The sequence below is a fragment of the Herbiconiux sp. UC225_62 genome (assembly GCF_042694625.1).
Lineage (GTDB): Bacteria > Actinomycetota > Actinomycetes > Actinomycetales > Microbacteriaceae > Herbiconiux.
Window position 1 is genome coordinate 2,093,939 of sequence record NZ_CP170551.1, and the last position, 25,274, is coordinate 2,119,212.

A 25,274-nucleotide genomic window follows, 5' to 3' on the forward strand; every position below is an offset into this window, starting at 1 on the left:
GTCAGTGAGTGACATCACTAGGATGGACAGCGTGGGACGATGGGAACCGGGCGCAGCAGGCCGCCTCGCGCAGGCGGCGTTGGAGCTCTACGCCGAGCGCGGGTACGAGCAGACGACCGTGCTCGACATCGCCGAGCGCGCGGGTGTGACCGAGCGCACCTTCTTCCGGCATTTCGCCGACAAACGCGAGGTGCTCTTCGATCGGTCGAACGCGCTGCAGGAGACCGTGGTGGCCGCCGTCGCCGCGGCTCCCCCCGACCTGCCGCCGCTCGAGGTCGTGGGTGCGGCGATGGAGCGGGCAGGGGTCTTCCTCGAAGACCGCCGGGAGTTCGCGCGGAAGCGCGCGGCCGCGATCGCCGCGAATCCGAGTCTGCAGGAGCGCGAACTCTTCAAGATGGCGACCCTCGGCTCCGCGGTCGCTACGGCTCTGCACGCGCGGGGAGTGTCGTCGCCCGCTGCCGCGATCGCAGCGGAGGCCGGTGTCGCGGTCTTCCGGCTGGGCTTCGAGCGCTGGGTGTCGAACGACGACGCCCCCGACCTCCCCGCCTGCATTCGCGACTCCCTCGCCGCCCTCCGCGCGCTGACGGCTTAGATCGTCGTAGCCGGACTTCTCCAACCGAAACGCCGAGCGGCACCGGAGGGGATCGCGGACGCCATCTCGATTGGAGAAGTCCGAGCCCTCACGCCATCAGTACCTCGGCCGCGAACCCGGCCGCGCGCATCCGGAGGTTCTCGATCCGTTCCGTTCGTGCTGCCTCGACGTCGAAGCCGACGTAGGCCACGGGCGGCGTCTTGCGCACATTCGCCGAGCACTCGAACTCGGAGCAGACGAGAGTGCCGACCGTGTTGCCGTTGCGACCGCCCGCGCCCGATCGACGGGCGCTGAAGAACACCACGTCGTTCGGCAGGTGCACGTCGCGGCACCAGGAGCACTGCGCCCGGGTGCGCGGGGTCGCCTCGGCCTGCCGCAGCATGATGCCCACGGGCGAGCCGTCGACCGGCACCACCACGAAGGCACGCCGCGGGTTCTTGCGGTCGCGCCAGCCGAGGTAGTCGATCTTCGTCCAGTCGATCTCGTCGAAATCGGCGGGCAGGGTGAGGTCGTTCAGTTCTTTGCGCGTCGCGTTCACGAACGATGCGCGGATGGTGCTTTCACTCAGAGAGAGCATGGGTGTCGCCAATCGATTCGGCCCGCACCGGCACGTCGCAACGACGCACGTCGCGGGCGGAGAAAAAGAAATCGAGGTGGTGGCGACTATCTGATGCCGGCGGACGACGCGCCGACGACCTCCGATCGCCCCGAGGGCGTAGCGGCGGAAAGGTGGATGCTCACCTCTCCAGCGTACGCGCCCTCGGGACCCGGAGGTCGAATGCCGAAGCGGAGCCTAGGCCGAGATGGCGGCGATCGCGTCGAGGATGGTGGCCGCGACCGCCTCCGGCTGCGACACGCTGATGGCGTGCGACGCCCCGGCGACCTCGCGGGTGCCGCGCGACCCGGCCCGCTCGGCGCCGGCGCGGTGCACGGCGACCGGGATGTTGAGGTCCTGGTCGCCGAAGACGAACCAGGCGGGTGTCGTGGTCCAGGCGGGGGCATCCGTGACCAGCCCGTCGGAGAGCGCGGCCTGCGTCACCGGACGCTGCGTGGCACCCATCAGGCCCGCCTCCTGCGCCGAGACGTCCGCCGCGAACTGGTGGTGGAAGAGGTCACGACGGATGGCGAATTCGTTGCCGCCCGACGACACCGGGTACGCGACCAGGGCATCGCCGAGCGTTCCCCCGGGGGCGCTGTTCGACAGATCGAAGGCGCTCTCGCCCTGCTTCGGCACGAACCCCGACGCGTAGACCAGGGCGGCGACCGAGTCGTTGCCCGCTGCGGCTTCGGTGATCACCATGCCGGCGTAGGAGTGCCCGACGAGTACCACGGGGCCGTCGATGCCCGCGATCACGTCGCGCAGGTACGCCGCGTCACCCGCGAGGCTGCGGAGCGGGTTGGCCACGGCGACCGAGGTGATCCCGTTCTCGTGCAGGATGCGGATGACGCCGTTCCAGCTGGCCGACTCGGCGAACGCCCCGTGCACGAGCACGACGGTCGGCTTGGCCGCGGCATCCGTCGCTCCGAACGACGCGGTCAGCCAGTCGGCGAACCGCGTCGGCCCGTACTGCTGCACGGTCACGCGCGGGTCGTTGCCGGGGGTGAGCGACTGGTCGGTGACGGTTCCGCCGAAGTACCCGGTCTCGTCGGCCACGACGACCGTGCGCGGGTCGCCCTTCGCCGCCAGCACCCGCGTGCCCAGCTCGGCGAGACGCAGTGGCTCCGGCCCGGCGAGCTCGATGACGCCGTTGATGGGCTCGCCCGTGGCGACCTCCGCGAGCGCGGCCGACACGTCTGCGGCGGCGATCGGCTGCATCAGCACCGAGGAGAGTCGGATGATGTCGCCGTCGGCGCCACCCTCGGCCAGCGCCGGGATGAACTCGAAGAACTGGGTGGCGCGCACGATGCTGAAGGGGATCGGGCCGGCCGAGGCGATCTGCTCCTGCGCGACCTTGGCGCGCATGTATCCGATGTCGGGCATCCGATCCGCGCCGACGATCGAGAGCACGACGTGGTGGCGCACGCCGGCGGCGGTGGCGGCCTCGACGATGTTGCGGGTGGAGGTCTGGAAGAACTCGAGCACTGGGGCGTCGTCGAACGACGGGGAGTTCGGGATGTCCACCACCACGTCGGCCCCGTGCAGAACCTCGGCGAGTCCCTCGCCAGTGATGGTGTCGACGCCCGTCGAGGGGGAGGCGGGCACCGCTTCGTGCCCCGCCTGGCGGAGTCGTTCGACCAGAGGGCCGCCGATGAGTCCGGTGCCGCCGATGACCACGATCTTCATGAGAGTTGCCTTTCGTTCGCTGAGGAGCTGGGGTTGTCGTTCCCCAGCTACGACCAGGCGGGCGTCCGTGTTGTGACGAGACGATCGCGCCCGGCGGCTGCAGCGCGGAGGCGGTGGTCTATCCGGCGTCGATGGTCGGGGTGGGCTGCGGTCCGGAGACGATGCGCGTCGCCCGCGACGGCGGGTACGGGGCAGCGGTCACCACTCCGGCCCGCCGCCCCCACCAGGTGCTGAACAGCGCGGCGCCCACGCAGAGTGCCATCGGCAGCAGCAGGAAGGGGCTGCCGGCTCCCTCGCCGCGCTCGAACACCTGGTCGGTCTGGCCCATCAGCGCCGTCGGTACGAGCAGCAGCACGTTGTTGGTGGCGTGCACCAGGATGGGCGCCTCGAGCCCGCCCGTGCCCCGCGCGGCGAACGACGCCGAGGCGCCGAACACGAAGTAGTAGGCGATGAGCCACGGATCGGCGACCGCGTGCGCCGCCGAGAACAGCGCGCCCGACACGATCGTGCCCACCACGAAGGCCGCGATCGGGCTGCCGAACCAGGATCCGACGGACCGCTGGATGAGCCCGCGCGCCCCGAACTCCTCACCCGCCGACTGGAGTGGGGTGGTGAACAGCACGATCAGCACCATCGCGATCACCGATCCGGAGAGGTCGATCGGATCGAGCGGGCCGAGCACGAGCGAGACGCCCACGTAGACGATCCACACCGGCACGATCACGAGCGCCAGTCGCCCGAGCCACCGCCAGCGGAACCGCCCCACCACCGAGGAGAGCCAGCGCGGTCGCACGCCGAAGAACGCCCACTGCAGCAGCATCGCGATCGGCCACATCGCGGCGAGCGCGAGATTGTTGGCGAGCATCAGCGCGGGCGTGAAGGTGAGCGATCCGTTCGCCAGCTCGTCGAAGCCGTACTGGCCGGTGGCGAGGTCGACCGCCAGGGCGCCGACGCTGAAGACGAACGAGACCAGGAAGTACGCGGCGACGAGCGAGAGGATGGCGAGCGTTCCGCGCCACCAGGCCGGGGCGACACGCAGCGCGTGGTCGTAGGTGGCGGTCGGATGCGCGATCGTGCTCATGCTTCCAGGCTACGGCTGTCGAGAAGTCACGCGGTGACCAGGCGCTCGAGGTTGTCGAGTTCGTTGGCGCGGCCGGCGAGGAGGCGCTCGGTCCAGACCTCGTCGTGCAGCTCCTCCACGCGCATCACGACGCGCGTGCCGCCGCCATCGGCCTCAACCAAGTCGACCTCCGTGAGCTGTTCGTAGGGTTCGTGGTCGGGCACGAAGTCGATGAGCGAGCGATAGGCCAGTCGGTCAGGGCCGTCGACCTCGGTGAAGGTCTTGCGCGACCGCGTGGCCAGCGGCATCCCGTACTGCTCCATGAAAGCGATCTGTTCGGGCGCGACAGCGGTCATCGTGTAGACGAGTTCGCCGCCCTCGCGGAGGTCGAGTTCGTCGACGTCGGTCCGGAACCCTTCGGGGGCCCACCAGCTGCCGATTCCTTCCGGCGTGGTCCAGAGCTGCCAGATGCGCTCGGGGGTGGCGGAGATGATGCGTTCGATGGTGTGCATGATGTCTTTCGTCCTTTCCTTTCGTTTGCGATCACGTTATATTCGCCTAAACGAATATGTCAAGGAGCTCATTCATGCGTACTCCGATGGATGTCCAGCAGGTGCTCGCGGCCATCGCGGAGCCCCAGCGCTATCGCATCGTGACTCTCCTGGCCGAGAGGCCGCACACGGTCGGGGAGGTCGCATCCGCTCTCTCGGCGCTGCAGCCGCAGACAACGAAGCACCTTCAGACGCTCGAGTCGGCCGGAGTGATCACTGTGCACCGGCTCGGCCGGCGGAGGCTCGCCGCGCTCGAACGCGACACGCTGCGTCTGCTCGCGGAGCAGCTCAGCGAGCTCGGGGTGCCGCGCGCCGACGACGCCGCATTGGGTGACTACGCGCGCGCGGTACGGGCGGAGACGGAGCGGGCGGCGGCGAGCGGGAGCGCGGTGCGGTCGATCTCACTGCACCGTCGGTTGACCGCCACGCCCGAGGCGGCGTGGGCGGCCTGGACGGAGCCCGACCAGGCGCGACGGTGGTGGGCGCCCAACCACTTCACCGTGACGGAGTTCGATCTGCCCCCGGCACCCGGCGCAACGGTGGCGGTGGGGCTACGGGAGGGCGACGGCACCGAATATGCGTCGACGGGCCGGATGCTCGCGGCCGAACCGGCCCGTCTCCTCGAGTTCGAGCTCGCACCCCTGGGTCCGGATGGGGCGCCGCTGTTCACTGCGGTCTACCGGGCCGAGTTCGCGACCGTGGAGCCTGCCGGCTCAGGGACAGCCGGCGTCGGCCAACCCGGCCCCGCGGACGTGGGCGCGCGCGGCACGGATCTGCTGCTCACCATCCGCGTCGATGACGCCGTCGCCGAAGCCGCCCCGGTGTTGGCCGGGCTCGAACTCGGCTGGGCCAACCTGCTCGACAATCTGGCTGCTCAACTGCGGAAGGGGGATACTGCCGTCATGGAGATCGAGCAGTGGTGGCCCAAGCTCTCGCCCGCGACGCGGGAGTGGCTGGCTGACAACAACGGCGACGCGGTGACGCCCGAGATCGTGGCCGAGATCGAGCGTGCGGCCGGCGCCGTCGATCCCACCGCGTGGTGGTTCGGCGAATCGGATGCCTCAGGTTTCTTCTTCTCCGACGCCGGCGTCGACTGGATCGAGGCCGCCGCCAACGGCGAGACCCCCTAGACGGGCCCGGAAGAGCCGGGCGAGCCGTTCCCGATTCCCGGGGTCGCGCGCTTCGGTGCTGAGGGCGGCGACCTGGCCGTCTTCGAGATACGAGCCCGACGCGACATCCGCGCTGATCGCCTGGATGACGCGGGCCGCACCGACCGACGGCGGTCCGCCGATCCGGCCCATCATCGCCGCGCTGAGCGGGGTGTCGTTGAGCCCGGGGCAAAGGGCCACGACGGTGACGCCCGAGCCCGCCTCCTCCTCGGCGAGCATCGACGACCAGGTGACCATCGCCAATTTGGCCCGTGCATAGGCCGAGACCGGCGCATAGTGGTGCTCCAGGTCGACGTCGTCGAAGTCGAACCGCTCGACGTGGTGAGCCGAGGAGCCGACGTTCACGATGCGCGCCCGCGACGAGAGCGATGGCACCAGGAGGCGGGTGAGCAGGGCCGGCGCCAGAGCGTTCACCTGCAGGGTGCGCTCGAAGCCGTCGGGCGTGAGGATGCGCGTGGGCGCGCCGGGCACGCCGGCGTCGTTCATCAGCACATCGATCCGGCGCGCCCGACTCGTGATCTCCCGTGCAGCTCCAGCCACCTCGGTGAGGCGGGTGAAATCGGCGGAGATGTAGTGGACGTCGGCCGGGCCGCTCTTTCGAATGCCTCGGAGAACCGGGGCGACCTGCTGCTCCGGTTCGGGGCCGAGCAGAACCAGGACGCGAGCGCGGCCCGCGAGGCGCCGGGCCGCGGCCTCGCCGATGCCGCTCGAACGCGACCGGGACAACCGTCGCGAGCCGAACGGAGGAGTCAGGATGCGTCAGCAGGAGATGTCGAAGACCAGCACGAGCGAGCCGGCCGGGCAGGGTGCCGGCCCCGGTACCTTCGCCGTGTGGGGCGAGTATTTCGAGGCGAACCTCGTCCGCCACGCTCGGCTGGACGCCCAGATCCCGTGGGCCTCCCGGTCACCCCTCCCGAGCGCCGCCCGGGTGGCGACCTCGCAGTCGCTGCAGCGGTTCGAACTCGGTGAGCGCGGCGAGGGCACGGGTTTGATGTCGAAGGCGGCGGCCCGCGGCGACGCGGACTACGACGCGGCCCTGGTGCTCTTCGTGCAAGAGGAGCAGAAGCACTCGGCGCTGTTCGCCCGGGCGCTCAAACGATTCGGCGTCGAACCGCTCGCGGCCCACTGGTCGGACGGCGCCTTCGTCGTGCTGCGCCGCCTGATGGGCCTGCGCACCGAGATCACCCTGTTCCTCGTCGCCGAGACCGTGGCACTCGAGTACTTCGGTGCCCTGCACCGGTCGCTGGATCCGGTCATCCACGGGGTGGCGGAACGGGTGCTGACCGACGAGGTGGAGCACATCCGCTTCCAGATCGACCAGTTGCGGGTGGGGTTCGAGCGGGTGTCGCCGGTCGGGCGGATGCTCGCGGCGGCGGCCGCCTGGACGGTCGCGGTGGGAGCGGCCACGGTCGTCGCCCTCGACCACGGCCCGGCCCTCCGCGCCTGCGGATTGCGGCCGTTCACCTTCTGGGGCCGGGCGCTGCGCCACTTCCGACTCGCGGCCGGCCCGGCGTTCCGCCTCGGCCGCCACGCCGCGGGCACGGCGCCGTACGGGCCGACCTCCGCCCCGTGACGCACAGGCCCTCGCCGCCTGCACCACCGCTGCGGCCGGGCGTCTGCCATCGACATGGAGCGTCAGGCCGCCGGCCGCACCACCGCCGCGGCCACGCGCCCGCCGTCCACGTCGAGCGTCGTGCCGTGCACGAACGACGCGTCGTCGGAGGCCAGGTACACGACCGCCGCGGCGACCTCGTGGGGAAGACCGGTGCGTCCGGCCGGGGTGCCGTGCATCATGTGCTCGCTCGGGGCATCCGCTCCGGGGGCGAGATCGAGCGCCCGGATCACGCCGGGCGACACCGCGTTCACCCGCACCCCCTGCGGGCCGAACTCGGCCGCCCAAGAGCGGGTCAACGCCTCCATCGCGCTCTTCGAGGAGCTGTAGAGCGGGCTGCCGGCCACGGCCAGTCGCGTGATCCACGATCCGAGGTTAACCACCACTCCGCCACCGGCCGCGATCATGCCCGGCACCATCGCCTGAGTGAGGAAGAAGGGAGCTTTGAGGTTCACGGCGTAGATGCGGTCGAACAGCTCCTCGTCGGCGGAGCCGGTGCTGTGTGGCGGGTAGATGCCCGCGTTGTTGACCAGGATGTCGATCCGTCCGCCGAGGGCGGTGGCCGCCTCGTCGGCGAGCGCGTGGCTGCGGGCGGCGGAACCGTCGAGATCGGCGCGCACGAAGTCGGCCCGTCCGCCGGCGTCGCGGATGCTCGCGGCTGCCGCGGCGCCTCGCGTCGAGTCGCGTCCGGAGACGACGACGTGGGCGCTCTCGGCCGCGAGAGCCCGGGCGATGCTGAGTCCGATGTTGTTGGTGGAGCCCGTGACGAGCGCGGTCTTGCCGAGGAGTCGTTGAGTCATGGAAGGCACGCTATGTCCGCATTTTTGGACTCTCAAGTCCAGAATGGACGTATCGTGGAGTCATGCCCATCACTGCCAAAGGCCGAGCCACGCGCGACCGCATCATCGAGGGCGCCGCCGCCTTCCTGCGCGAGAACGAGTTCGGCGAGATCAGCCTCGACGACGTGCGTGCCGTGACCGCCACCAGCAAGGGCCAGCTCTTCCACTACTTCCCCCACGGCAAAGACGAGCTCCTGCTCGCCGTCATGCGCCACGAGGCCGACCGGGTGCTCGCCGAACAGCAGCCGCACCTCGGCGATCTCTCCACGTGGGACGCCTGGCAGGCCTGGCGCGAGGTGCTCGTCGCCCGCTACCGGGCACAGGGCACGCACTGCCCGCTCAACACCCTGATGGGTCAGATCGGATCGACCCCGGGCGCGGTCGACGTGGTGCGCGCCCTGCTCGTGCAGTGGCAGGGAGCGTTGGCCACCGGCATCCGCTCGATGCAGGCCTCCGGATGCGCCGACGCCGACGTCGATCCCGACCGGCTCGCGGGCGCGATGATCGCCGCCATCCAGGGCGGCGTCGTCGTGATGCGGTCGACGGGAAGGACCGAACACCTCGAATCGGCGCTCGACGTCATGTTCACCCAGCTGCGGCAGCCGCAGCCCGCGTAGGGTGAGGCGATGGCCGTCAGTCGCAATCCATCCGAGCCGCCGCTGCGAACGACTTCCATGGGCAGGCGCGTCGCAGGGCTGGTGAGGCTGATCGCCGGGGTGGGGCTCGCCGTCACCATCGGCATCCAGATCGGCGACCGCGTGGCGAACAACGCCTTCGACCCGTGGGAGTACTTCAGCTACTTCACCATCGAGACGAGTTTGTTCAACATCGTCGTCCTGCTGGTGGGCGGCGTGCTGGCGCTCCGGTTCACTCGCGACCCGACGCTGTTCACGACCGTGCGGATGGCGACCCTCACCTATGCGATCGTCACGGCCGCCGTCTACAACGTGCTGCTGCGGAACATCCCGCCGACGGGGTATCCCGGTCTCGACTGGCCGAACGAGGTGGTGCACGTCTGGGTGCCGCTACTGCTCCTGCTCGATTGGCTGCTGGCACCCGGCCGCCCCGCGTTGCCCTGGCGCGCTCTCTGGATCGTGCCGATCTACCCGGTCGCGTGGGCCGTCTACACCTTCATCCGAGCGGCGGCGAGCGGCGGCGAGATCTACCCGTACCCGTTCCTCGACCCGGCCACAGACGGGTGGCTGAGCGTGTTCGTGTACATCGTGGCGCTGACCGGCGTGCTCGTGGGACTCGGGGCGCTCGCGGTGGCCTATTCGCGCATCCGTGCCCGCCGCGTCGACGGGCGACGGGAACCCCGCCTGGCCTGATCCTCAGCTCGGGAACAGGGGGACGTGCCCCTTCCACACCGCGCGGTAGTGGCGCTCGCCGAGCACGGCGGAGGTCGCCAGCCAGACGAATCCGACGATGACGCCCACCGCGATCGCAGCCACCGGATGCGCGCCCAGCGACATCGTGACCGCTCCCGCGAACAGGCCCACGAGCGCGGCGTTCACCACGGCCACGAAGATCATGCTGCTCGCCAGCACCTGGGCGATGTCGCTGCGGCGAGGGAGGAAGAAGTAGTACGTCTGGAGCGACCCGGCCAGGTCGTCGTGTCGCGAGGCCATGAAGTACTGCGCGATGCCCGGGTCGAGTTCGTCGTAGGCGCCGCGCAGCCGGTTCATCGCCACCACGTACATGAGGTCCTCCATGCCCACCGCGAACACGCGCAGCTGGGTCAGCAAGCCGACGAAGCAGACGAATCCGATGATGCCCAGCGAGAAGCCCGAGAACGACTCGGCGAAGCCGGTGGCCTGACCGATCAGCGCCAAGCTCACCAAGCCCGCGGAGACGAGGGTGAAGAAGATCGCGATCCGGGTGAGCACCTCGTTCTGGGCGGTCCCGCGCGCCGCGAGCAGGCCCCAGTGCTCGGTGGCCAGGAGCTGTGCGCGCACCGAGGGGGGAACGGGGTCGGGGTCGGCCGCTGGGTCACTCGAATGCGAGCCCATGCCTCATTGTGCTCCCGGCGGACGGGGTGCGGCAACGGCCCTACGCCTGCACGGGCTGACCCACCGTGAAGCGCGCGCCGTGGTGCTCGGCCGGCAGGCGATCGCCGCGGCCATGCAGCTTGTTGCGCAGGGTGCCGGGGGCGTAGCCCTCGGGGTAGGCGCCGCGCTTGCGGAGTTCCGGGATGACGAAGGTCACGATGTCTTCGAAGGTGCCCGGAGTGATGGCGTACGCGAGGTTGAAGCCGTCGACATCCGTCTCCTCCACCCATTCCTGCAGCTGGTCGGCGATCTCCTCGGCCGAGCCGACGATCAGCGGACCGAGGCCGCCGATGGCACCGAGCTTCGCGATGTCGCGCACGGTCCATTCCTTGCCGTCTTCGTTGGCCGACTGGAAGTTCGACACCGCCGACTGGATGGCGTTCGACTTCACGTTGCCGATCGGCTCGTCGAGGTCGTACTGCGAGAGGTCGATGCCCATCCAGCCCGACATGAACACGAGTGCGCCCTCCTCGCTGGCGTACTGCAGGTAGTCGGCGTGCTTGGCGTGCGCCTTCTCGCTGGTCTCGTCGGTGATGATCGTGAGCAGGGTGTAGATCTTCGCCGAGTTCCGGTCACGGCCGGCGGCCTCGAGCGCGTCGCGGATCTTGCCGACCGTGCCCTTCAGTACGGCCTTCGTGGGGGCGGCGACGAAGATGGCCTCGGCGTTGCCCGCGGCGAACGCGATGCCGCGCGGGCTGGCGCCGGCCTGGTAGATGACGGGGGTGCGCTGCGGCGAGGGCTCGGCGATGTGGATGCCCGGAACGGTGAAATGCTCGCCGTAGTGCCCGATCTCGTGCACCTTCGCCGGGTCGGTGAAGACGCCGGATTGGCGGTCGCGGATCACCGCGTCGTCCTCCCATGAGCCTTCCCAGAGCTTGTAGAGCACCTCGAGGTACTCGTCGGCCACGTCGTAGCGCTGGTCGTGCTCGAGCTGGTCGTCGTGGCCCATGTTGCGCGCGGCGCTCGGCAGGTAGCCGGTCACCACGTTCCAGCCCACGCGGCCGTTCGTGAGGTGGTCGAGCGTCGACATCCGTCGGGCGAAGGGGTACGGATGCTCGTACGCGGTTCCCGCGGTCACCCCGAACCCGAGGTTCTCGGTCACGGCCGCCATGGCCGAGATGAGCAGCACCGGGTCGTTCACGGGCACCTGCGCACCGTGGCGGATGGCGGCCTCGTTCGACCCGCCGTAGACGTCGTAGGTGCCGAGCACGTCGGCGATGAAGATGCCGTCGAAGGAGCCGCTCTCGAGCAGCTTGGCGAGCTCGGTCCAGTAGGAGATCTCCTTGTAGCGCCAGGACTGGTCGTCGGGGTGGCGCCACATCCCGGAGGACTGGTGCGCGACGCAGTTCATGTCGAAGGCGTTGAAGCGGATCTGCTTGGTCATGCCCCCATGCTCGGCGCCGCATCCCGACCCTGTCCACCGGACCGCCACATTCCGTCACATTCCCCCTCTCTCCCGCTCTACGCGAGGTAGCGCAAAAGCATGGTTCCGAACCCCGCGAGTCGCACTTAGCGCTACCCGGCAGAGGTGCGCCGCGGAGGGTGTGGATAACTTCTGCAGAATGTGGGCCGAATCGGCAGGATGGGCGGATGTCACGCCGCACGCCCCTTCCCGGTGAGTTCTCCGACCGGGCCTTCAGCGTGGGCGAGGGCCGGGCGGCGGGCCTCAGCCGGAGCCGGGTCAGGGCCTCGGATCTGGCGCGGCCGTTTCGCGGAGTGCGGGTCGAGGCGCGCATCCCGGTCACACTCGTCGGGCTGTGCGGTGCGTATGCCCGTCGGGCGCCGGTGTCGCACGTCTTCAGTCACGTCACCGCTGCCCTGCTCTGGCACGTGCCCCTGCCGCGAGAACTCGGTGAATCGTCCGTGCTCGACGTCGCGGTGGGCAAACCGCGCGGCGTGCCGCGAGCGGCGGGCGTTCGCGGGCACCGATTGGGCGACGCGGATGTGCGCGTCCGAGAGCGGTACGGGCTCCGGGTCGTCGACGCCGCATCCGCGTGGTGTCAGCTGGGAACGGTCCTCGGCCACGACGATCTCGTCGCCGCGGGGGATCACTTGGTGCTCCGGCCGGTCGTGCCCGACAGTGATACGAGGCCATTCGTGTCTTTGGCCGACCTGACTGAGCGCGCCCAGCGCTTCGCCGGACCGGGCGGGCGGGCGTTGCGGAGCGCGATCCGCGACGTGCGCGAGGGCTCGGAGTCGCGCCCCGAGTCGCATCTCCGGCTCCTGATCGCTCGCGCGGGACTGCCCGAGCCTGAACTCAACCAGACGCTCCACGACGTGCGGGGGATGCGACCGCCACGAGTCGACATGCTCTTCCGCTCCTCGCGCCTCGTGATCGAGTACGACGGCGACCAGCACCGCACCGACCCTCGCCAATACGAGAAAGACCTCCGTCGCATCGAGGCCATTCGCGAGGCCGGCTACACCGTCATCCAGGTGCGCAGTTCGGGTCTCTACGGCGATCCCGCCGGCACGATCGCGCGCATCTCCCGAGCCCTCGCGGCTGCACGCGTTACGAGGTAGCGCCAAGTGCGGGTGCGAGAACCCAGAACTCGCACTTGGCGCTACCTCGTAACGTCAGCGGCCCTGGCGCTTCTTGTAAGGGAGGGGCTCGCCCTTGACGGTGGGGGCGCGGCCCTTGCCCTTCGAGGCCTTGGCCTTGCCGCCGGCTTTCGGCGCGGGCGGGGGAGCGCTCGCGACGCGGCCGCGGGCCTCGGCGCGGAACGCGAGGCCCGCCTCGGTCAGTGCCACCCCTGTGCCGTCGGGCTCGACGAGAGTCTCGCCGCGCTCTTCCTCGAGCTGGGTGATGGATGCCTGGATGGTCGCCCGCGACACGTGCTCCGCGTTCGCGGCGCGCGAGTAGTCGCCCTCGTCGGCGACCGCGAGAAAGTGCCGGAGCTGGCTGATGTCCACGCCCCCAGGCTACCCGCCGTGCGTCACGAGCCGGGTCGCCGCCTCGCCCGGGCACGCCGGTCGAGGCTCTCGCGGATGAGCACGGTACGTTCGTCCAGTCTCTTCAGCGGGCGCTCGAGCATCCGGGCGATCGGCGAGACGCCCACGAGCACGACGCCGAGCGTCAGGATCGCCTGGGACAGTGCGCCGGCGATCCCGCCCACGATCCCGAGAGCCGTCGCGTCGTTGCCGATCATCGCGTAGACGAGCTGCGCCGAGAACGTCATCGCGAGCACACCCAGCGCGACCACGAGGAGTCCGCCCACGAACAGCTGTTTCGACCCGAGTCGCGGTGGCACGGATGCTCCCCCTTCGCCGAACGGACGCCTCCCGACACGCTACCCCGCGACCCGCATCCGGGGCGGTAAGAGCGTCGGCCTCGGCGGGTCCGTGGCGCCGCGCGTGTGACGATCGGCGCGCCGTGGCGCAGAATGGGGCGAACGACCGAGGAGTGAGTGTGACCGACGACCCGCGCCTGCAGCGCCGCCAGCCGGAGGTGCTCGACGAGATCCAGCTCGCCGACCAGAACCCCGACTTCCGCATCGACCTCGAACGCGTGCGCTTCTCCCCCTACTTCTCGCGTCTCTCCGCCGTCACCCAAGTGATCTCGCAGGCCGGCGCGAGCCCTCTCATCCACAACCGCCTCACCCACTCCATCAAGGTGACGGCCGTGGCGCGCGCCATCGCGGTCACCGTCGACGACACACTCGTCGGCACGACGCCGGCCCTCTCGCCGGATATCTCGCCCGGCGGATGCGACGCCGTGGTCGTGCAGGCGGCCGCCAGCGCGCACGACCTCGGGCACCCGCCCTTCGGTCACCTCGGCGAGAACGTGCTGAACCGCATCGCGCGCGACACCCTGGGCCTCCGTGACGGATTCGAGGGCAACGCGCAGACCTACCGCATCCTCACGGTGCTCGACGTCTGCGACGGCGCATCCGCGGGGCTGAATCTCACGGCGGCGGTGCGGGCGGCGGTCGCGAAGTACCCGTGGACGCCGCAGATGGAGGGACTGACCTTCGACCGCGATCGCGTCTACGACTCCACCGACATCCCGCGCGGCATCAAGCGCGAGGGCGACGCGATCGTGGCGAGGAAGTACTCGGCGTACTTCCTCGAGCAGGACGACCTGATCGAGGCGCGCGCCTCGGCGCCGGCGCTGAAGCCTTGGGAGCAGTCGCTCGAGTGCTCGGTGATGGACATCGCCGACGACATCGCCTACTCCATCCACGACGTCGACGACTTCTACCGGGCGGGCATCCTGAGCCAGGTGGCGGTGTCGCGCGAGTTCAAGGGCTGGATCGAGAATTCGGCGGCGCTCCGGCTGTTCGCGGCCCCCGAGCTCGAGGTCGAGGGCATCCGGAACCATGCGGGCGAGGGCATCGAGGCGCTGCGGCGGCGCATCCACCGCGACGATCCGTGGATCGCCGACGACGACGCTTTCGCCGACGCGGTGGCTGTGGTCTCGGAGGATCTCGTGGAGGGCCTGCTCTCGACGGTGTTCGACGGGTCGATCGCGGCCGAGCGCCGACTGTCGTCATTCACGAGCCGGTGGATCGCGCACTTCGAGCGCTCGATCGTCGCAGCGCCGCCCGACACCCCGCGCACGGGCATCATCACGCTGAACCGTCGCGCCTGGCACGAGGTGAAGGTGCTGAAGTTCGTGCACAAGCACTTCATCCTCAACCGGCCCGACATCGCCATGTACCAGCGAGGGCTGAGCCAGGTGCTGGTGAGTCTCGTGAGCGCGTTCTCGGACTGGCTCGAGGACGACTACGACCGCAAGCGGGTGCCACGACGGCTGATCGAGATGGTCGATCTCGCGACGGTCGGCTACCAGCGGCTCGCCGCCGAGCGCCCGTACCTGCTCGACGACACCTCGCCCGCATCCCTCCGCCGCCTCGGCCACGGTCGCGGCGTGATCGACTACGTCGCCTCGCTGTCCGACGGCCAGGCGATCGCGGTGGCGGAAGCCTTGAACGGCCGCACCGACCGCCTCTGGGACATCGGCCAGAGCCTCTGAGCCCCGTCGATGCTCAGGGCGTGAGCTGCTTGTGGAGGAAGGCGACCACGCGGGCTCGGGCGAGCAGGGCCGGGTGGCCCGGGATGTCACGGACCTCGCTCGTGAGCACGGAATGCGCGCGCGGGGAGAAGCCGCCGGGGTTGCCGGGGGAGGAGTCGAGCTCGATCACGTCGAAGGCATCACCGAGCCGGCGCGCGAGGGAGTCGAAGCGTGGGCGGGGTGAGTTGCCGTCTTCCGAGAAGCGCAGGCCGAGCGCGCAGAACCCGGAGGTGGCGGCCCGCGCGGCGACCTGGTCGAGCTCGCCGTCCGAGAGTCCGGGATCGGCCTGCCGCGCCTTGCCGAGCGGGAACGGAGCTGCCGGCTGGCTGACGACGGATGCAAGCACCGCGTCGTCGACGGCGGTCGCGAGTGCGAATCCGCCGGTGAAGCACATCCCGATCACGCCGACTCCGGTGCCGGGCGTGCGGGCGTTGAGGTCGGCGGCGACGGCGCGCAGGAATCCGGCGATCGGCCGCTTCGCGTTCACCGCGAAAGCCCGGAACTCCGAACTCACGCAGATGCGGGCGAGCGTGCGGGCGACGTACCCGGGCGAGCTCTCCTTCTCCGGCACCCCGAACGGCGACGGCACCACGACCGTGAACCCCTCGCCGACGAGGTGCTCGGCGAGCCCCAGCACCTCCGGGGTGATGCCGGGCAGCTCCGGGATGAGCACCACCCCGGGCCCGGAGCCCTTCTCGTAGCAATCGTAGGTACTGCCCCCGCCGGAGAACGGGGAGCGCACCCACCCGTCGAGCGTGGACGTGGGCGCGGCACCGGTCATGTCCCTAGTCTGCCGTGCGCGCGAGCGCGAGTGGGGGCATCCGTGTCAGGATCGGGTATGGCCGATCGACTGATGCTGCTCGACACCGCGTCGCTGTACTTCCGGGCGTTCTACGGGGTGCCCGACTCGATCCGGCGGGCGGACGGCACTCCGGTGAATGCGGTGCGGGGGCTCCTCGACATGATCGCGCGGCTCACCACCGACTTCGGCGCCACGCATCTCGTGGCGTGCTGGGACGACGACTGGCGGCCGCAGTGGCGGGTCGACCTCATCCCGAGCTACAAGGCGCACCGGGTGGCCGAGCTGGTGGCGGCCGGACCCGACGTGGAGGTGGTGCCCGATCCGCTCGAGGCGCAGATACCGATGATCCGCGAGACACTCGCGCTAGCCGGCATCGCGGTCGTGGGGGCGGCCGAGCACGAGGCCGACGACGTGATCGGCAGTTATGCCAGTCAGGCCGAGCTGCCGGTGGACGTGGTCACCGGCGACCGCGACCTCTTCCAACTCGTCGACGACTCGCGCGATGTGCGGGTGATCTATACCGCGAGAGGCATGAAGAACCTCGAGGTGCTCACCGAGTCCGTCGTCGTGGGCAAGTATCGCGTGCTCCCGGAGCAGTACGCCGACTACGCGACCCTCCGTGGCGACACCAGTGACGGCCTACCGGGCGTGGCCGGTATCGGCGAGAAGACCGCGGCGGGCCTGCTGGGCGAGTACGGCACGCTCGACGGGTTGCTCGCGGCGGCGACGGATGCGCAGGGCGGGGTGTCGGCATCCGTGCGGTTGAAGCTCGAAGCGGCCGCCGACTATCTCGCGGTGGCCCCGACGGTCGTGAAGGTCGTGCGCGACCTCGAATTGCCGAGCCTCGAGGAGGCGGGCGCGAAGCTGCACCCGGTCACCGGAGACGATCGGGCAGAACTCGAACGCCTCGCCGACGACTGGAACCTCGGCGGTGCCGTCGGCCGGCTGCTGACGGCCCTCGACCGCACGGCCTGACGGCTGCCTGCCGGACCAGGTCAGGAGGGGAAGCGCCAGGTGGTGGTGCGGACCACGAGATCGAAGAGCTCGACGAGCTGGTCGGCGAGGAGGGGCATGCCGCAGGCGAAGGAGAGCAGCAGCACCCGTCCGCCGGGGGTGGCGAGCCAGTAGTCGACCTCGACGGTCGTGACGTCGGGCGCCGAGCCGTCGGGCGCGGCGGATCCGGTGATCACGCGGGTGCGACGGATGCCGGGACCAGTGGGCAGGTCGTCGAGGGTCAGATCGTCGCCCTCCCTGTCCGGCGGCCCGAGGACGGCGCGCAGGGCGAGAGCCGGGTCGCTCTCGCCGCTGGCCCGGAGGGCGATCCGCGGCCAGTAGACGGTGAGTGTCGCCGGCAGGGGCACCCCCGGGACGATCTCGTGGCAGAGGTGCACCTGGGCGGCGCCGGCGGTGCGCGCCCGGTCGGCCACGTCGGTGAAACGCCCGCGCAGCTCGGCGCGTAGGCGGGCGTCGGCGTCGCGGCGACCCACCGCCTGCTCGACCGCCCGCGTGATCGAGCGCGCTGCCACCTCGGGGTCGTCGACCGGCACGAGCCACCAGGTGCCGGGCAGCGCGAAGTCGAAGCCGTTCTCGGCAGAAGTCGTGCTCATGCGGCGTCCACCGCGCCGATCGTGAGCCGCAACGACCCGGCGAGCTCGAGAGCCACGGTGAGGGGGTCATCGAACGCAAGGAGATCCGGTGTCGAGAGCTGGAACTGCACGACGGAGTCGGAGGCGCCGGGGTCGCCAATGCCGGTTCCCTCATCGGCGCCAGGCGCGCCAGGCGCACCGGGCGCCGTCGACGCATCGGACGCACCCGGAGCACCGGGCACCCCGGGCACGTTCGACTCACCGGGCGAGCTCGACGTGCCAGGCGCGTCCGGCGCACTCGGCACGCCGGGGAACAGGGTGACCAGGATGCGTCGGTGCACGCGCGGCCCGGCAGCTGACGGCACCTCGAGCAGGTCGTCCACCACGACGGCGGGCAGGCCGGCGAGCCGCGCCGCCGCCACCTCGCGCCGCCATGGGCGCACGCCAGAACTGCCAGTGCCGGATCCGCCAGGCGACGGTGCGCCGCTAGCCGGACTCCCCGTCGCGGCAGCGGTGCCCGCGCCTCCGCCCGGTGTCGGCGTCCAACCCGGCACGGTCACCTCGCCCTGCACCCGGGCCAGCAGCTCGTCGGGCGTCGCGCCGTCGCGTGCCGCGAGTTCGAGGTGAGCCCACGCCCGCACGGACGGGACTCCCTCCGTGCCGACATAGACGTAGCGAACGCGCCCCGGACGGCCCTGCCGCTCCGCTTGCTCCAAAGCCCGCGCCAGCTCGGCAGCGAGCACAGGCTCCTCTGCCGACGCGGCCACGGCGTCGGCCACGGCCGAGCCGTTCAGCTCGACCCATCCCGCCGGCAGCGCCAGTTCGAAGGCCACCCGCTCAGCCATGCCGCGATCCCCCGCTCGTGCCCGCACCCACGTGGGGTGATTGCGAGGCGTCGTACGCGCGCTGCGCCAGATCGCCGAAACCATCGGCGATCGGCTGCACCACGACGGAGGCACCCGGCACAGAACCCACCAGATCGCCCAGCTGGGACGAGACGAAGTCGCTCACCTTCCCGCCCGTGTCGGGGCCGCCGAGCACACCTCCGAGGTCGTGCGAGAGCTGCGAGGAGACCCCGTCGAGCCCCTGTCCGAGGAGCGGTCCCAGGGCGCTGCGCGACGCCTGGTCGATCGACTGCTCGATCGACGACACCGCCGTCTGCACAGAATCGGTTACCTGGGTGGCCACCGAGTAGGCCGCGTCATACCCTTGGCCGAGCATGCCGGCGCCCGCCCGCCCGAGCTGCCCCGCCGTGTCGATCACCGCACCCAACCCGCTGGCCTGCACGCCCTCGGCGAAGTCGGCGCCCACCTTCTCGCCCAGCCCCTCCATCGTGTCGGTGAAAGCCGAGACGTCGTCGCCGAAGGTCGTGTCGAGGAAGTCGCTGCCCACCCCGGAGATCGAGTCGTAGAGCGAGTGGGCGTCGTCGCCGAGATCGAGGATGCCGTCGACCACCTGATCGGTCGCCGCCTCCAGCGCGTGCGACACGGCCTCCTGGGCGAGCTCGCCGATGCCTTTGCTCGCGGCCTCGCCGAGCGCCGTGGTGGCACCGGCCGCGGCCGACTTCGCCGCCGCGCCCAGCGCGTTGCCGAGCGCTCCACCGCCGAAAGCGGCGAGCACGGCCACGCCCACGAGCACGAGGTCGAGGATGTGGAACCCGTTCATCACGAACTGCAGCAGCGCCAGCACCGCGATCGCGATGTTCACCACCTGCGCATAGAGGAAGAGCAGCGCCGACACCACCGCGAGGATGGGCACCACGACCGCCAGCGCAGCGAACACCACGGCCAGCACCGTGAGCACGAGCGACACGATCTTCAGCACCACCTGCGCGATGCTCGCCACCAGCTTCACGATGTCGAAGAAGTCGCCGAGCGAGTCCCAGAAGCTGTCGTTGAGGTCGCCGAACTCGTTGCCCCGGTGCACCCGCCCGGCCGCGACGGCCGCAGCGCGGCGCATCCGGTCGAGGGCGGCGTGCCACTCCGCCTCGGCCTGGCTCATCTGCGCCTGCAGCGAGTCCCACTCGCCCCGCAGCTGCTCGAGCGCGACCTGAGCCGCCTGCTGCTGAGGGCCGGGAATCTGCGCCTGACGCTCGTACTCCTCCAGCTGCGGCCGGATGCTCGCGGCCCGGTCGACGAGGTCGCGGTTCGCCGCGGTGAGCGCGTTCGCGCGGTCGTGCGCCTCGCGCATCGGCGTGACGTAGTCGAGCAGGGCCTGCGCGGCCTCCGAATAGCGGGTGTGGGCCTGCGTGATCGTGCCCGCGGCATCCGAGGCGGTGGAGATGATCGCGTCGACGGCGTCGGAGCGGTAGTTCTCGCCCGAGAGTTGCCGGAGCTGATCGGCGGCCGAGGCGATGGCCTCCGCGGTGCGCTGGTACTGCGTGGCGTCACGAAGCACCGTGTCCGGGTCGCCCGGCAGGGGTCCCAGTTCGGCCATCGGCGTCAGCCCATCGCTTTCTCGAGTGCTTCGAGCAGCTTGCCGTCGACCTCGTCGAAGGCGCTCGAGATCATGTGCACCGCGTCGCTGATGGAGCGCACCGCATCGAGCATGTCCTCCCTCGTGTCCTCCCAGTCGTCGGCGAAGTCGATCAGCACGCCGGCCAGATCACCGTCGCCGCAGGCGTCGGCCGTCGAGCGGCTCATACCGCCCGCGGTGTCGAGCGTGGTCACGATCAGCCGCAGCGAGGAGTCCAGCTCGCGCAGGGTGTCGGTGTCGACCTTGAGAACACCGGCCATGTCACTGCTGGATGGCGCGAGCGAGCTGCTCGTCGGTGTTCTGCATCGCCGTCGCGGCGCCGCGCAGGAACTTGGCCATACCGTCGAGCCCGTTCACCGCCTGGGTGGTGCCCGAGGTGAACTGCTCGTAGGTGTCCTGGAAGGCACCCGAGGCGAGCTGGGTCTGGAACCCGTTCGCCACGAGCTGGTCGATGAGGTTCTTGAGTTCGGTGAGTGTGTTGGTCATGGAGTCCCGGCCCGCGTCGAGGCGGTGGGAGGCGTCGTTCATCTCTTCGTAGGTGACGTTGAGGTTCGCCATGTCGGCTTCTCCTTCAGGAACGGGCCGCGATGTCGGCGGCCGGATCGATGGTGCTGGCGGTGGGTGCGGCGGCGCGAGGCAGCTGCACCCTCGTGGCCTTCCCTGAGGCCACGAGGTAGCCGCGGCCCGGAGGGAACTCCGAGCGGGCGGCGCGCGGGAGGGCGGTGCGCAGCACCGTCTCCCCTTCAACGGGTTCGGGTTGCAGGAGGATGCCGCGGCGCGCGTTCTTGACTTCGGCGAGAAGCGGCCATGACGAACTCCACGTGCTGGTCTCGGCCTCCGCGACGAGCAGGTGCTCGCTGCGTTTGACCGCGCGGATCAGTTCCACGATCGCCGCATCGGCGGGGGTGGAGAGGAAGTCGGCGATGCTCTCCACCACCACGACCAGGGGGCCGGCGGTGGTGGCGTCGGCGGCGGTGGCGCCCGATGCGGCGGCATCCGCTGCACCCTCCGCGGCCGCGATCTCCGTGGCGAGACGGCGCGCGAGCTGGGCGACCGCATCCGGATCGGTGGCCGTCTCGGTCCACGGCACCGCGCCCACCAGCGCGGACCGGCGCTGGCCGAGGTAGTACAGCGCGATGCCCGGGCGCCACCGGCGCAGCGACTGCGCGAGCACGAGCAGCGCGTTCGTGCGTCCGCTCGCGGGCCCGCCCGCCACCAGCAGCAGCCCGATCGGATCGAACCCCAATGGCGCGAGGTCGTCGTCGGCCACGCCGAGCGCCGGCCGGCCGGCCACCTCCACGGGCAGTTCGGCGAGCGGGATGTCGGTGGGCAGCGACCCGACGGCCGCCACGTCGGCGACGCCCCGGGCCCGCAGTTCGGCGCCGAGACGTTCGAGGGCACCCGCCTGCTCGAGCACGTTGCGTGAGCCGCCGAGCACCGCGATCTGCGTCTCGTGTCCGTCGATCACCGCTCGACCGGCGGGTGAGGCCGGGCCGAGCACGTCGTCGGGGGTGTCGAGCATGAGATACGACGACTCGTCCGACATCCGCAGCACCACGCGGCGCGGCACGGCCGAACTCACCGACGACGGCACGCTGCCCGGCCGGTCGGCCGTGAACACCACGTGCACGCCGAGCCGGCGGCCTTCGGCGAGCACCCGCTGGAACTCGCCGTAGCGGACCAGGCGGCCGGATGCCGTCTCCCACTCCGCTCGGAACGCCGGGAATCCGTCGATCAGCAGCAGCACGCGCGGCAGCTCGGAGGCGCCCGCGAGCACGCGGTACTCGTCGAGCGACCCGGCGTTCATCGCGGAGAAGCGACGGCCGCGGTCGTCGAGCAGTTCGGCCAGCATGCGCAGCAGGCGGGAGACGCGTTCGGGGTCGTCGCCGGCGATCACGGACCCGACGGTGGGAAGCTGTTCGAGCATCCGGAGTCCCCCGCCGGCGAAGTCGAGGGCGTGGATCTCGACGCGCCCGTCGGTTGCGAGGGAGGCGGCGGCCGCGATCGTCCGGAGGGTCACGGTCTTGCCCGAACCGCCGGTGCCGTAGACGGCGAGATGGCCGTCGGCGTCGGGGCGGAACGCGACCGGTTCCTGCGCCTGACGCTCGGGCAGGTCGGCGAGCCCGAGCACGAGATCGGCACCGATGGAGGACGGCAGGGCCGCGAGGTCGTAGCTCGCCGCGAGCTCGTCGAGCCACGGGCGCCGGGGCGCCGGCACCCCCGCGACGGCGGCGGCCGTGCCGATGGTGGCCACGAGCCGCGACTCGTCGTTCGGCCCTGTCTCGTCGTGACGGAGCGCGGCGGAGTCGGTCACCCGCGGCTCCCACACGATCTCGGCACCGAAGCGCAGTTCGGCCACCTTCACGCTTGCGCGCTCCGGGCCGCGGTGCGTCCATCCGCCGACGTAGGCGGCCTGGAAGGGAGTGACTTTGCCCGGCCCCGTTTTGGCGACGGCGCGACCGGGCAACGCGGGGTGGAAGAAGGCCGCCGTCTTCTCGCCGATCACATCCGTCGAGTCGTGCTCGTCGGCCATCCTGAGCGCCACGCGCAGGTTGGTGTTGGCGCGCAGGTTGTCCTTGATGACGCCGGCGGGACGCTGCGTGGCCATGATGAGGTGGATGCCGAGCGAGCGCCCGCGCTGCGCGATGTCGACGACGCCGTCGACGAACTCGGGCACGTCGGTGGCGAGAGCGGCGAACTCGTCGATCACGATCACGAGCGCCGGCGGGGCCTCAGGATCTCCGCGCTTCTCGAGTTCGAGCAGATCCTTCGCCTTCTTGCGGCCGAGCAGGCGTTCACGGTGCTGCAGTTCGGCGCGCAGGCTCGTGAGGGCGCGGCGCACCAGGTGCGGGCTCAGGTCGGTGACGAGACCCACCGCGTGCGGAAGGCTGACGCACTCCGCGAACGCCGAACCGCCCTTGTAGTCGACGAAGAGGAAGGTGACGCGGTCGGGGCTGTATTCGGCCGCCATGCCGAGCACCCACGCCTGCAGGAACTCCGACTTGCCCGAGCCGGTCGTGCCGCCCACGAGGGCGTGCGGGCCCTGTGCGCGCAGGTCGAGGTGCATCGCGTCCACGCCGGAGTTGCCCACCAGGGCGCGCAGACTGCCGGCCCGGCTCTGCTGCCATCGGTCGATCACGGCTGCCGGCGCCTCGGCGAACTCCGTGCCGACGAGCGCGAGGAAGGACACGGTCGGCGGCAGGTCGCTGGAGTCGCTGATGCGCGCGCCCGAGTCGACCAGGGGTGCGAGGCGACGCGCCAGAGCCGTGGCCTGCGCGAGATCGATCCGCTCGCACTGCACGCCCGGCACGGCCCGACCGAGCCGAACCAGGGCGACGGATGCTCCGCGGGGCTGAGCCACGCCGGTCGCCCCCGCCGTTCCGGTCGCCCCCGCTGAGCCGGCGGAGCCCGCGGCACCCGCCGCGAGGTCGATCCAGCTCCGGCAGACCGCGGGCAGGTCACGGGCGGAGGGCGCCGCCCAGATGAGGAAGACGTTCGCGTCGGCCGCGCGCTCGGCGAGCTGCACCAGGCGTGCCCGGTCGACCGGCGCGTCGTCGGTGACGAGCAGCACCACGGCGGGCATCGTGGTGCTCCGCGGCATCGACGACGCGTCGGAGCCACCGCCACCGGGCTGGCCCACCCGCCCGCCGGCCGAACTCACGTCGTCGTTCTCGCCCAGCGCCCCACGGGAGGCGGGTTCGACTGCGTTGCCGCCGCGTGCCTCGACCAGCGCCTCCAAGGAGGCCAGGAGGGTGGTGCCGGTGGCGGCGCTGTCGGCCAGGTGCACCTGGTCGCCGAGCGGCGACTGCGGTGAGGAGGTGTGCGGCAGCCAGCCCAGCCAGGCGAACTCGGGGGACCAGCGCGCGCTCGTGATGGCCGCGAGCACCACCTCGGCGGGAGAGTGCAGGCCCGCCACCTGCACGAGCAGGCCTCGCGCGACATCCGCGACGACGGCATCCGGCCCCACCACACCGATTCCGCCGCTCGATCGCGGATTCTCGACGAGGGGCACATCGGCGATGTCGGCGAAGGGCGCCAGCACCTCGTCGACGCGGCGGCCGAGCTCGGGCACGGCCCGCCCGGAGTCGTCGGCGCGGCCCACCGTGTTGCGCGAGGGGAGGGTGCCGGTGCCCAGGCGCAGGTTGAGGAACGACCAGTGCTCGGGCCGACGGGTCCACAGCAGCGGGCCGAGTTGCATCGCGTCGGCGTAGATCTCGGCCGTCGTGGGTGCCTCCGCGTTGCGCACCGCTCGCTCCGTGGGGACCTCGGCGGCCAGTTCGGCCGAGAGGTCGTGCAACTCCTCGTCGAATCGGGCCGTGTCGGCGCCGAGGCGCCGCCGCCGGTTCATTCCGCCGTCGAGATAGCTGCCGAGCACGAGGATGGGGGCGAGCGCCACGAAGAGCAGCGCGAATGCGCTCTGGAAGAGCGCGAACATCGCGGCGCCGGTGACGAGCGGGGCGAGCAGGGAGATCCACGGGAAGCGCATCTTCTCGGGCTCGGAGGGCGGCACGGGTGCCTGGAACTCGCGACCCGGGTAGCGGCTCTCCACGCGCGGCGCCCGGTTGAAGGGCAGAACCCCGCCCCGCTCGACCGGGCCGCGGGCGCCTGTTTCGGGCTGAGCGCCCGCGCCCTGCGGACGCGCCACCCGACGGAAGCCGATTTCGGAGTCACCGATCGTGACGGACTGGTGCTGGTCGACGGTGACCCGCGTCACGATGCCGCCGTCGATCAGTAGACCGTTCGCCGAGTTGAGGTCGGCCACCTCGATCACGTCTCCCACGAGCACCTTCGCGTGCACCTTCGACGCGAGCGGATCGGTGAGCACGATCGTGCAGGCCGGGTCGCGGCCGATCGTGCTCTCCCCGACGGCGAGAGGGAACTCCCGCCCGGCGTCCGGGCCGGTGATCACGCGGGCGATCACGGCGGGCGTCTCGGAGGCGACGCCACCGGGTGCGATCTCCGGATCGGCGGCGCGCGGGTCGGTCGGTGCGGTCACGCGCACCGTGAACCCCGACCCGATCTCGGCCTCGCCGATCGGTGTGGTGGGCGCCAGCACAGACTCGCGGGCGAAGGCGGGTGGGGACACCGCGAGCGTCACGGCTCCTGCGCGTCGCCCCGTGGCGAGCGGATCGGCGTCGGCCACGGCCGCGGCGAGGTCGCCGACCGAGGCGGTGGCATCCGTGGTGACGACGATGTCGGCGGCCGGCGCCGAGCCCCGCAGCAGGGTGAACTTCAGGCGCAC

At 71.0% G+C, this 25,274-nt stretch carries 25 protein-coding genes; 8 read left to right on the plus strand and 17 right to left on the minus strand.

The window, feature by feature from the left end; genetic code table 11:
* Window positions 1–31 precede the first annotated feature (31 nt).
* Complete coding sequence (locus ACFJGU_RS10120) at window positions 32–592, plus strand: TetR/AcrR family transcriptional regulator (protein WP_382309992.1); 561 nt, start codon at window positions 32–34, stop codon at window positions 590–592.
* Window positions 593–680: 88 nt separating this feature from the next.
* Here ACFJGU_RS10120 and ACFJGU_RS10125 read toward each other — a convergent pair whose 3' ends face one another.
* From ACFJGU_RS10125 to ACFJGU_RS10140, 4 genes are all read right to left on the minus strand, one after another.
* On the minus strand, window positions 681–1,169 hold the full coding sequence (locus tag ACFJGU_RS10125; RefSeq protein WP_382309994.1) for an FBP domain-containing protein: 489 nt from the start codon (window positions 1,167–1,169) through the stop codon (window positions 681–683).
* 216 nt (window positions 1,170–1,385) lie between these two features.
* Window positions 1,386–2,876: an alpha/beta fold hydrolase gene (locus tag ACFJGU_RS10130; RefSeq protein ID WP_382309996.1), complete on the minus strand. Its 1,491-nt coding sequence runs from the start codon at window positions 2,874–2,876 to the stop codon at window positions 1,386–1,388.
* A gap of 118 nt (window positions 2,877–2,994) precedes the next feature.
* On the minus strand, window positions 2,995–3,957 hold the full coding sequence (locus ACFJGU_RS10135) for a type II CAAX prenyl endopeptidase Rce1 family protein (RefSeq protein ID WP_382309997.1): 963 nt from the start codon (window positions 3,955–3,957) through the stop codon (window positions 2,995–2,997).
* Between the two features lie 26 nt (window positions 3,958–3,983).
* Window positions 3,984–4,448 carry an SRPBCC domain-containing protein gene (locus tag ACFJGU_RS10140; RefSeq protein WP_382309999.1) on the minus strand — a complete coding sequence of 155 codons (465 nt, stop codon included), beginning with the start codon at window positions 4,446–4,448 and terminating at the stop codon, window positions 3,984–3,986.
* Window positions 4,449–4,522: 74 nt separating this feature from the next.
* Between ACFJGU_RS10140 and ACFJGU_RS10145 the strand changes: the two genes are divergently transcribed.
* The gene (locus ACFJGU_RS10145) at window positions 4,523–5,617 is read left to right on the plus strand and encodes an SRPBCC domain-containing protein (RefSeq protein ID WP_382310001.1); all 1,095 of its coding nucleotides are present in this window, start codon (window positions 4,523–4,525) and stop codon (window positions 5,615–5,617) included.
* Here ACFJGU_RS10145 and ACFJGU_RS10150 read toward each other — a convergent pair.
* On the minus strand, window positions 5,549–6,382 hold the full coding sequence (locus tag ACFJGU_RS10150) for an SDR family NAD(P)-dependent oxidoreductase (RefSeq protein ID WP_382310004.1): 834 nt from the start codon (window positions 6,380–6,382) through the stop codon (window positions 5,549–5,551). The two genes, ACFJGU_RS10145 and ACFJGU_RS10150, sit on opposite strands and share 69 nt — an antisense overlap.
* 28 nt (window positions 6,383–6,410) lie before the next feature.
* Between ACFJGU_RS10150 and ACFJGU_RS10155 the strand changes: the two genes are divergently transcribed.
* The gene (locus tag ACFJGU_RS10155; RefSeq protein WP_382310006.1) at window positions 6,411–7,229 is read left to right on the plus strand and encodes a ferritin-like domain-containing protein; all 819 of its coding nucleotides are present in this window, start codon (window positions 6,411–6,413) and stop codon (window positions 7,227–7,229) included.
* 62 nt (window positions 7,230–7,291) lie between these two features.
* On the opposite strand, the gene ACFJGU_RS10160 is transcribed toward ACFJGU_RS10155, so the two are convergent.
* A complete protein-coding gene (locus ACFJGU_RS10160; RefSeq protein ID WP_382310008.1) occupies window positions 7,292–8,068 on the minus strand; it encodes an SDR family NAD(P)-dependent oxidoreductase in 777 nt (258 codons plus the stop codon).
* A 62-nt stretch (window positions 8,069–8,130) separates the two neighbouring features.
* Here ACFJGU_RS10160 and ACFJGU_RS10165 point away from each other — a divergent pair, with 62 nt between their 5' ends.
* Together ACFJGU_RS10165 and ACFJGU_RS10170 are read left to right on the plus strand one after the other, a co-directional pair.
* Window positions 8,131–8,724, plus strand: a complete 594-nt coding sequence (locus tag ACFJGU_RS10165; RefSeq protein ID WP_382310010.1) for a TetR/AcrR family transcriptional regulator — start codon at window positions 8,131–8,133, stop codon at window positions 8,722–8,724.
* Between the two features lie 57 nt (window positions 8,725–8,781).
* A complete protein-coding gene (locus tag ACFJGU_RS10170; RefSeq protein ID WP_382310012.1) occupies window positions 8,782–9,435 on the plus strand; it encodes a Pr6Pr family membrane protein in 654 nt (217 codons plus the stop codon).
* Window positions 9,436–9,438: 3 nt separating this feature from the next.
* Here ACFJGU_RS10170 and ACFJGU_RS10175 read toward each other — a convergent pair whose 3' ends face one another.
* Together ACFJGU_RS10175 and ACFJGU_RS10180 are read right to left on the minus strand one after the other, a co-directional pair.
* Window positions 9,439–10,116 (minus strand): hypothetical protein, encoded by a 678-nt coding sequence (locus tag ACFJGU_RS10175; protein ID WP_382310014.1) that lies wholly within the window; start codon window positions 10,114–10,116, stop codon window positions 9,439–9,441.
* Between the two features lie 40 nt (window positions 10,117–10,156).
* Entirely contained in the window at window positions 10,157–11,539 is a 1,383-nt protein-coding gene (locus ACFJGU_RS10180; protein WP_382310016.1) for an LLM class flavin-dependent oxidoreductase, read from the minus strand.
* Window positions 11,540–11,745: 206 nt separating this feature from the next.
* Between ACFJGU_RS10180 and ACFJGU_RS10185 the strand changes: the two genes are divergently transcribed.
* Window positions 11,746–12,678 (plus strand): endonuclease domain-containing protein, encoded by a 933-nt coding sequence (locus tag ACFJGU_RS10185; RefSeq protein WP_382310018.1) that lies wholly within the window; start codon window positions 11,746–11,748, stop codon window positions 12,676–12,678.
* A 54-nt stretch (window positions 12,679–12,732) separates the two neighbouring features.
* On the opposite strand, the gene ACFJGU_RS10190 is transcribed toward ACFJGU_RS10185, so the two are convergent.
* Both ACFJGU_RS10190 and ACFJGU_RS10195 read right to left on the minus strand, forming a co-directional pair.
* Entirely contained in the window at window positions 12,733–13,068 is a 336-nt protein-coding gene (locus ACFJGU_RS10190) for a LysR family transcriptional regulator (RefSeq protein ID WP_382310020.1), read from the minus strand.
* 23 nt (window positions 13,069–13,091) lie between these two features.
* Window positions 13,092–13,406 carry a hypothetical protein gene (locus tag ACFJGU_RS10195; RefSeq protein ID WP_382310022.1) on the minus strand — a complete coding sequence of 105 codons (315 nt, stop codon included), beginning with the start codon at window positions 13,404–13,406 and terminating at the stop codon, window positions 13,092–13,094.
* A gap of 158 nt (window positions 13,407–13,564) precedes the next feature.
* Between ACFJGU_RS10195 and ACFJGU_RS10200 the strand changes: the two genes are divergently transcribed.
* Complete coding sequence (locus tag ACFJGU_RS10200) at window positions 13,565–15,130, plus strand: deoxyguanosinetriphosphate triphosphohydrolase family protein (RefSeq protein ID WP_382310024.1); 1,566 nt, start codon at window positions 13,565–13,567, stop codon at window positions 15,128–15,130.
* A 13-nt stretch (window positions 15,131–15,143) separates the two neighbouring features.
* On the opposite strand, the gene ACFJGU_RS10205 is transcribed toward ACFJGU_RS10200, so the two are convergent.
* Window positions 15,144–15,950, minus strand: a complete 807-nt coding sequence (locus tag ACFJGU_RS10205; protein WP_382310026.1) for a dienelactone hydrolase family protein — start codon at window positions 15,948–15,950, stop codon at window positions 15,144–15,146.
* A gap of 57 nt (window positions 15,951–16,007) precedes the next feature.
* Between ACFJGU_RS10205 and ACFJGU_RS10210 the strand changes: the two genes are divergently transcribed.
* Complete coding sequence (locus ACFJGU_RS10210) at window positions 16,008–16,946, plus strand: 5'-3' exonuclease H3TH domain-containing protein (RefSeq protein WP_382310028.1); 939 nt, start codon at window positions 16,008–16,010, stop codon at window positions 16,944–16,946.
* Between the two features lie 20 nt (window positions 16,947–16,966).
* On the opposite strand, the gene ACFJGU_RS10215 is transcribed toward ACFJGU_RS10210, so the two are convergent.
* From ACFJGU_RS10215 to ACFJGU_RS10240, 6 genes are read right to left on the minus strand one after another with little or no spacing between them, the layout of a single operon-like run.
* Window positions 16,967–17,578 carry a hypothetical protein gene (locus tag ACFJGU_RS10215; RefSeq protein ID WP_382310029.1) on the minus strand — a complete coding sequence of 204 codons (612 nt, stop codon included), beginning with the start codon at window positions 17,576–17,578 and terminating at the stop codon, window positions 16,967–16,969.
* Entirely contained in the window at window positions 17,575–18,402 is an 828-nt protein-coding gene (locus ACFJGU_RS10220; protein WP_382310031.1) for a hypothetical protein, read from the minus strand. The genes ACFJGU_RS10215 and ACFJGU_RS10220 overlap by 4 nt, the downstream gene beginning before the upstream one ends.
* Window positions 18,395–19,993, minus strand: coding sequence for a hypothetical protein (locus tag ACFJGU_RS10225; protein WP_382310032.1), 1,599 nt, complete (start codon window positions 19,991–19,993; stop codon window positions 18,395–18,397). Before ACFJGU_RS10225 ends, ACFJGU_RS10220 begins: the two co-directional genes overlap by 8 nt.
* Before the next feature lie 5 nt (window positions 19,994–19,998).
* Window positions 19,999–20,292, minus strand: a complete 294-nt coding sequence (locus tag ACFJGU_RS10230) for a hypothetical protein (RefSeq protein WP_382310034.1) — start codon at window positions 20,290–20,292, stop codon at window positions 19,999–20,001.
* Between the two features lies 1 nt (window position 20,293).
* Window positions 20,294–20,590: a WXG100 family type VII secretion target gene (locus tag ACFJGU_RS10235; protein WP_382310036.1), complete on the minus strand. Its 297-nt coding sequence runs from the start codon at window positions 20,588–20,590 to the stop codon at window positions 20,294–20,296.
* Between the two features lie 13 nt (window positions 20,591–20,603).
* Window positions 20,604–25,274 carry an FtsK/SpoIIIE domain-containing protein gene (locus ACFJGU_RS10240; protein WP_382310037.1) on the minus strand — a complete coding sequence of 1,557 codons (4,671 nt, stop codon included), beginning with the start codon at window positions 25,272–25,274 and terminating at the stop codon, window positions 20,604–20,606.

Excerpts from the sequence above, each read along its gene's own strand:
- ACFJGU_RS10185 (WP_382310018.1), top strand. The coding sequence starts at position 11,746 with ATGTCACGCCGCACGCCCCTTCCCGGTGAGTTCTCCGACCGGGCCTTC.
- ACFJGU_RS10165 (WP_382310010.1), top strand. The coding sequence starts at position 8,131 with ATGCCCATCACTGCCAAAGGCCGAGCCACGCGCGACCGCATCATCGAG.
- ACFJGU_RS10235 (WP_382310036.1), bottom strand. The coding sequence starts at position 20,590 with ATGGCGAACCTCAACGTCACCTACGAAGAGATGAACGACGCCTCCCAC.
- ACFJGU_RS10155 (WP_382310006.1), top strand. The coding sequence starts at position 6,411 with ATGCGTCAGCAGGAGATGTCGAAGACCAGCACGAGCGAGCCGGCCGGG.
- ACFJGU_RS10130 (WP_382309996.1), bottom strand. The coding sequence starts at position 2,876 with ATGAAGATCGTGGTCATCGGCGGCACCGGACTCATCGGCGGCCCTCTG.
- ACFJGU_RS10225 (WP_382310032.1), bottom strand. The coding sequence starts at position 19,993 with ATGGCCGAACTGGGACCCCTGCCGGGCGACCCGGACACGGTGCTTCGT.
- ACFJGU_RS10170 (WP_382310012.1), top strand. The coding sequence starts at position 8,782 with ATGGGCAGGCGCGTCGCAGGGCTGGTGAGGCTGATCGCCGGGGTGGGG.
- ACFJGU_RS10205 (WP_382310026.1), bottom strand. The coding sequence starts at position 15,950 with ATGACCGGTGCCGCGCCCACGTCCACGCTCGACGGGTGGGTGCGCTCC.
- ACFJGU_RS10220 (WP_382310031.1), bottom strand. The coding sequence starts at position 18,402 with ATGGCTGAGCGGGTGGCCTTCGAACTGGCGCTGCCGGCGGGATGGGTC.
- ACFJGU_RS10140 (WP_382309999.1), bottom strand. The coding sequence starts at position 4,448 with ATGCACACCATCGAACGCATCATCTCCGCCACCCCCGAGCGCATCTGG.
- ACFJGU_RS10145 (WP_382310001.1), top strand. The coding sequence starts at position 4,523 with ATGCGTACTCCGATGGATGTCCAGCAGGTGCTCGCGGCCATCGCGGAG.
- ACFJGU_RS10135 (WP_382309997.1), bottom strand. The coding sequence starts at position 3,957 with ATGAGCACGATCGCGCATCCGACCGCCACCTACGACCACGCGCTGCGT.
- ACFJGU_RS10160 (WP_382310008.1), bottom strand. The coding sequence starts at position 8,068 with ATGACTCAACGACTCCTCGGCAAGACCGCGCTCGTCACGGGCTCCACC.
- ACFJGU_RS10125 (WP_382309994.1), bottom strand. The coding sequence starts at position 1,169 with ATGCTCTCTCTGAGTGAAAGCACCATCCGCGCATCGTTCGTGAACGCG.
- ACFJGU_RS10210 (WP_382310028.1), top strand. The coding sequence starts at position 16,008 with ATGGCCGATCGACTGATGCTGCTCGACACCGCGTCGCTGTACTTCCGG.
- ACFJGU_RS10215 (WP_382310029.1), bottom strand. The coding sequence starts at position 17,578 with ATGAGCACGACTTCTGCCGAGAACGGCTTCGACTTCGCGCTGCCCGGC.
- ACFJGU_RS10230 (WP_382310034.1), bottom strand. The coding sequence starts at position 20,292 with ATGGCCGGTGTTCTCAAGGTCGACACCGACACCCTGCGCGAGCTGGAC.
- ACFJGU_RS10180 (WP_382310016.1), bottom strand. The coding sequence starts at position 11,539 with ATGACCAAGCAGATCCGCTTCAACGCCTTCGACATGAACTGCGTCGCG.
- ACFJGU_RS10175 (WP_382310014.1), bottom strand. The coding sequence starts at position 10,116 with ATGGGCTCGCATTCGAGTGACCCAGCGGCCGACCCCGACCCCGTTCCC.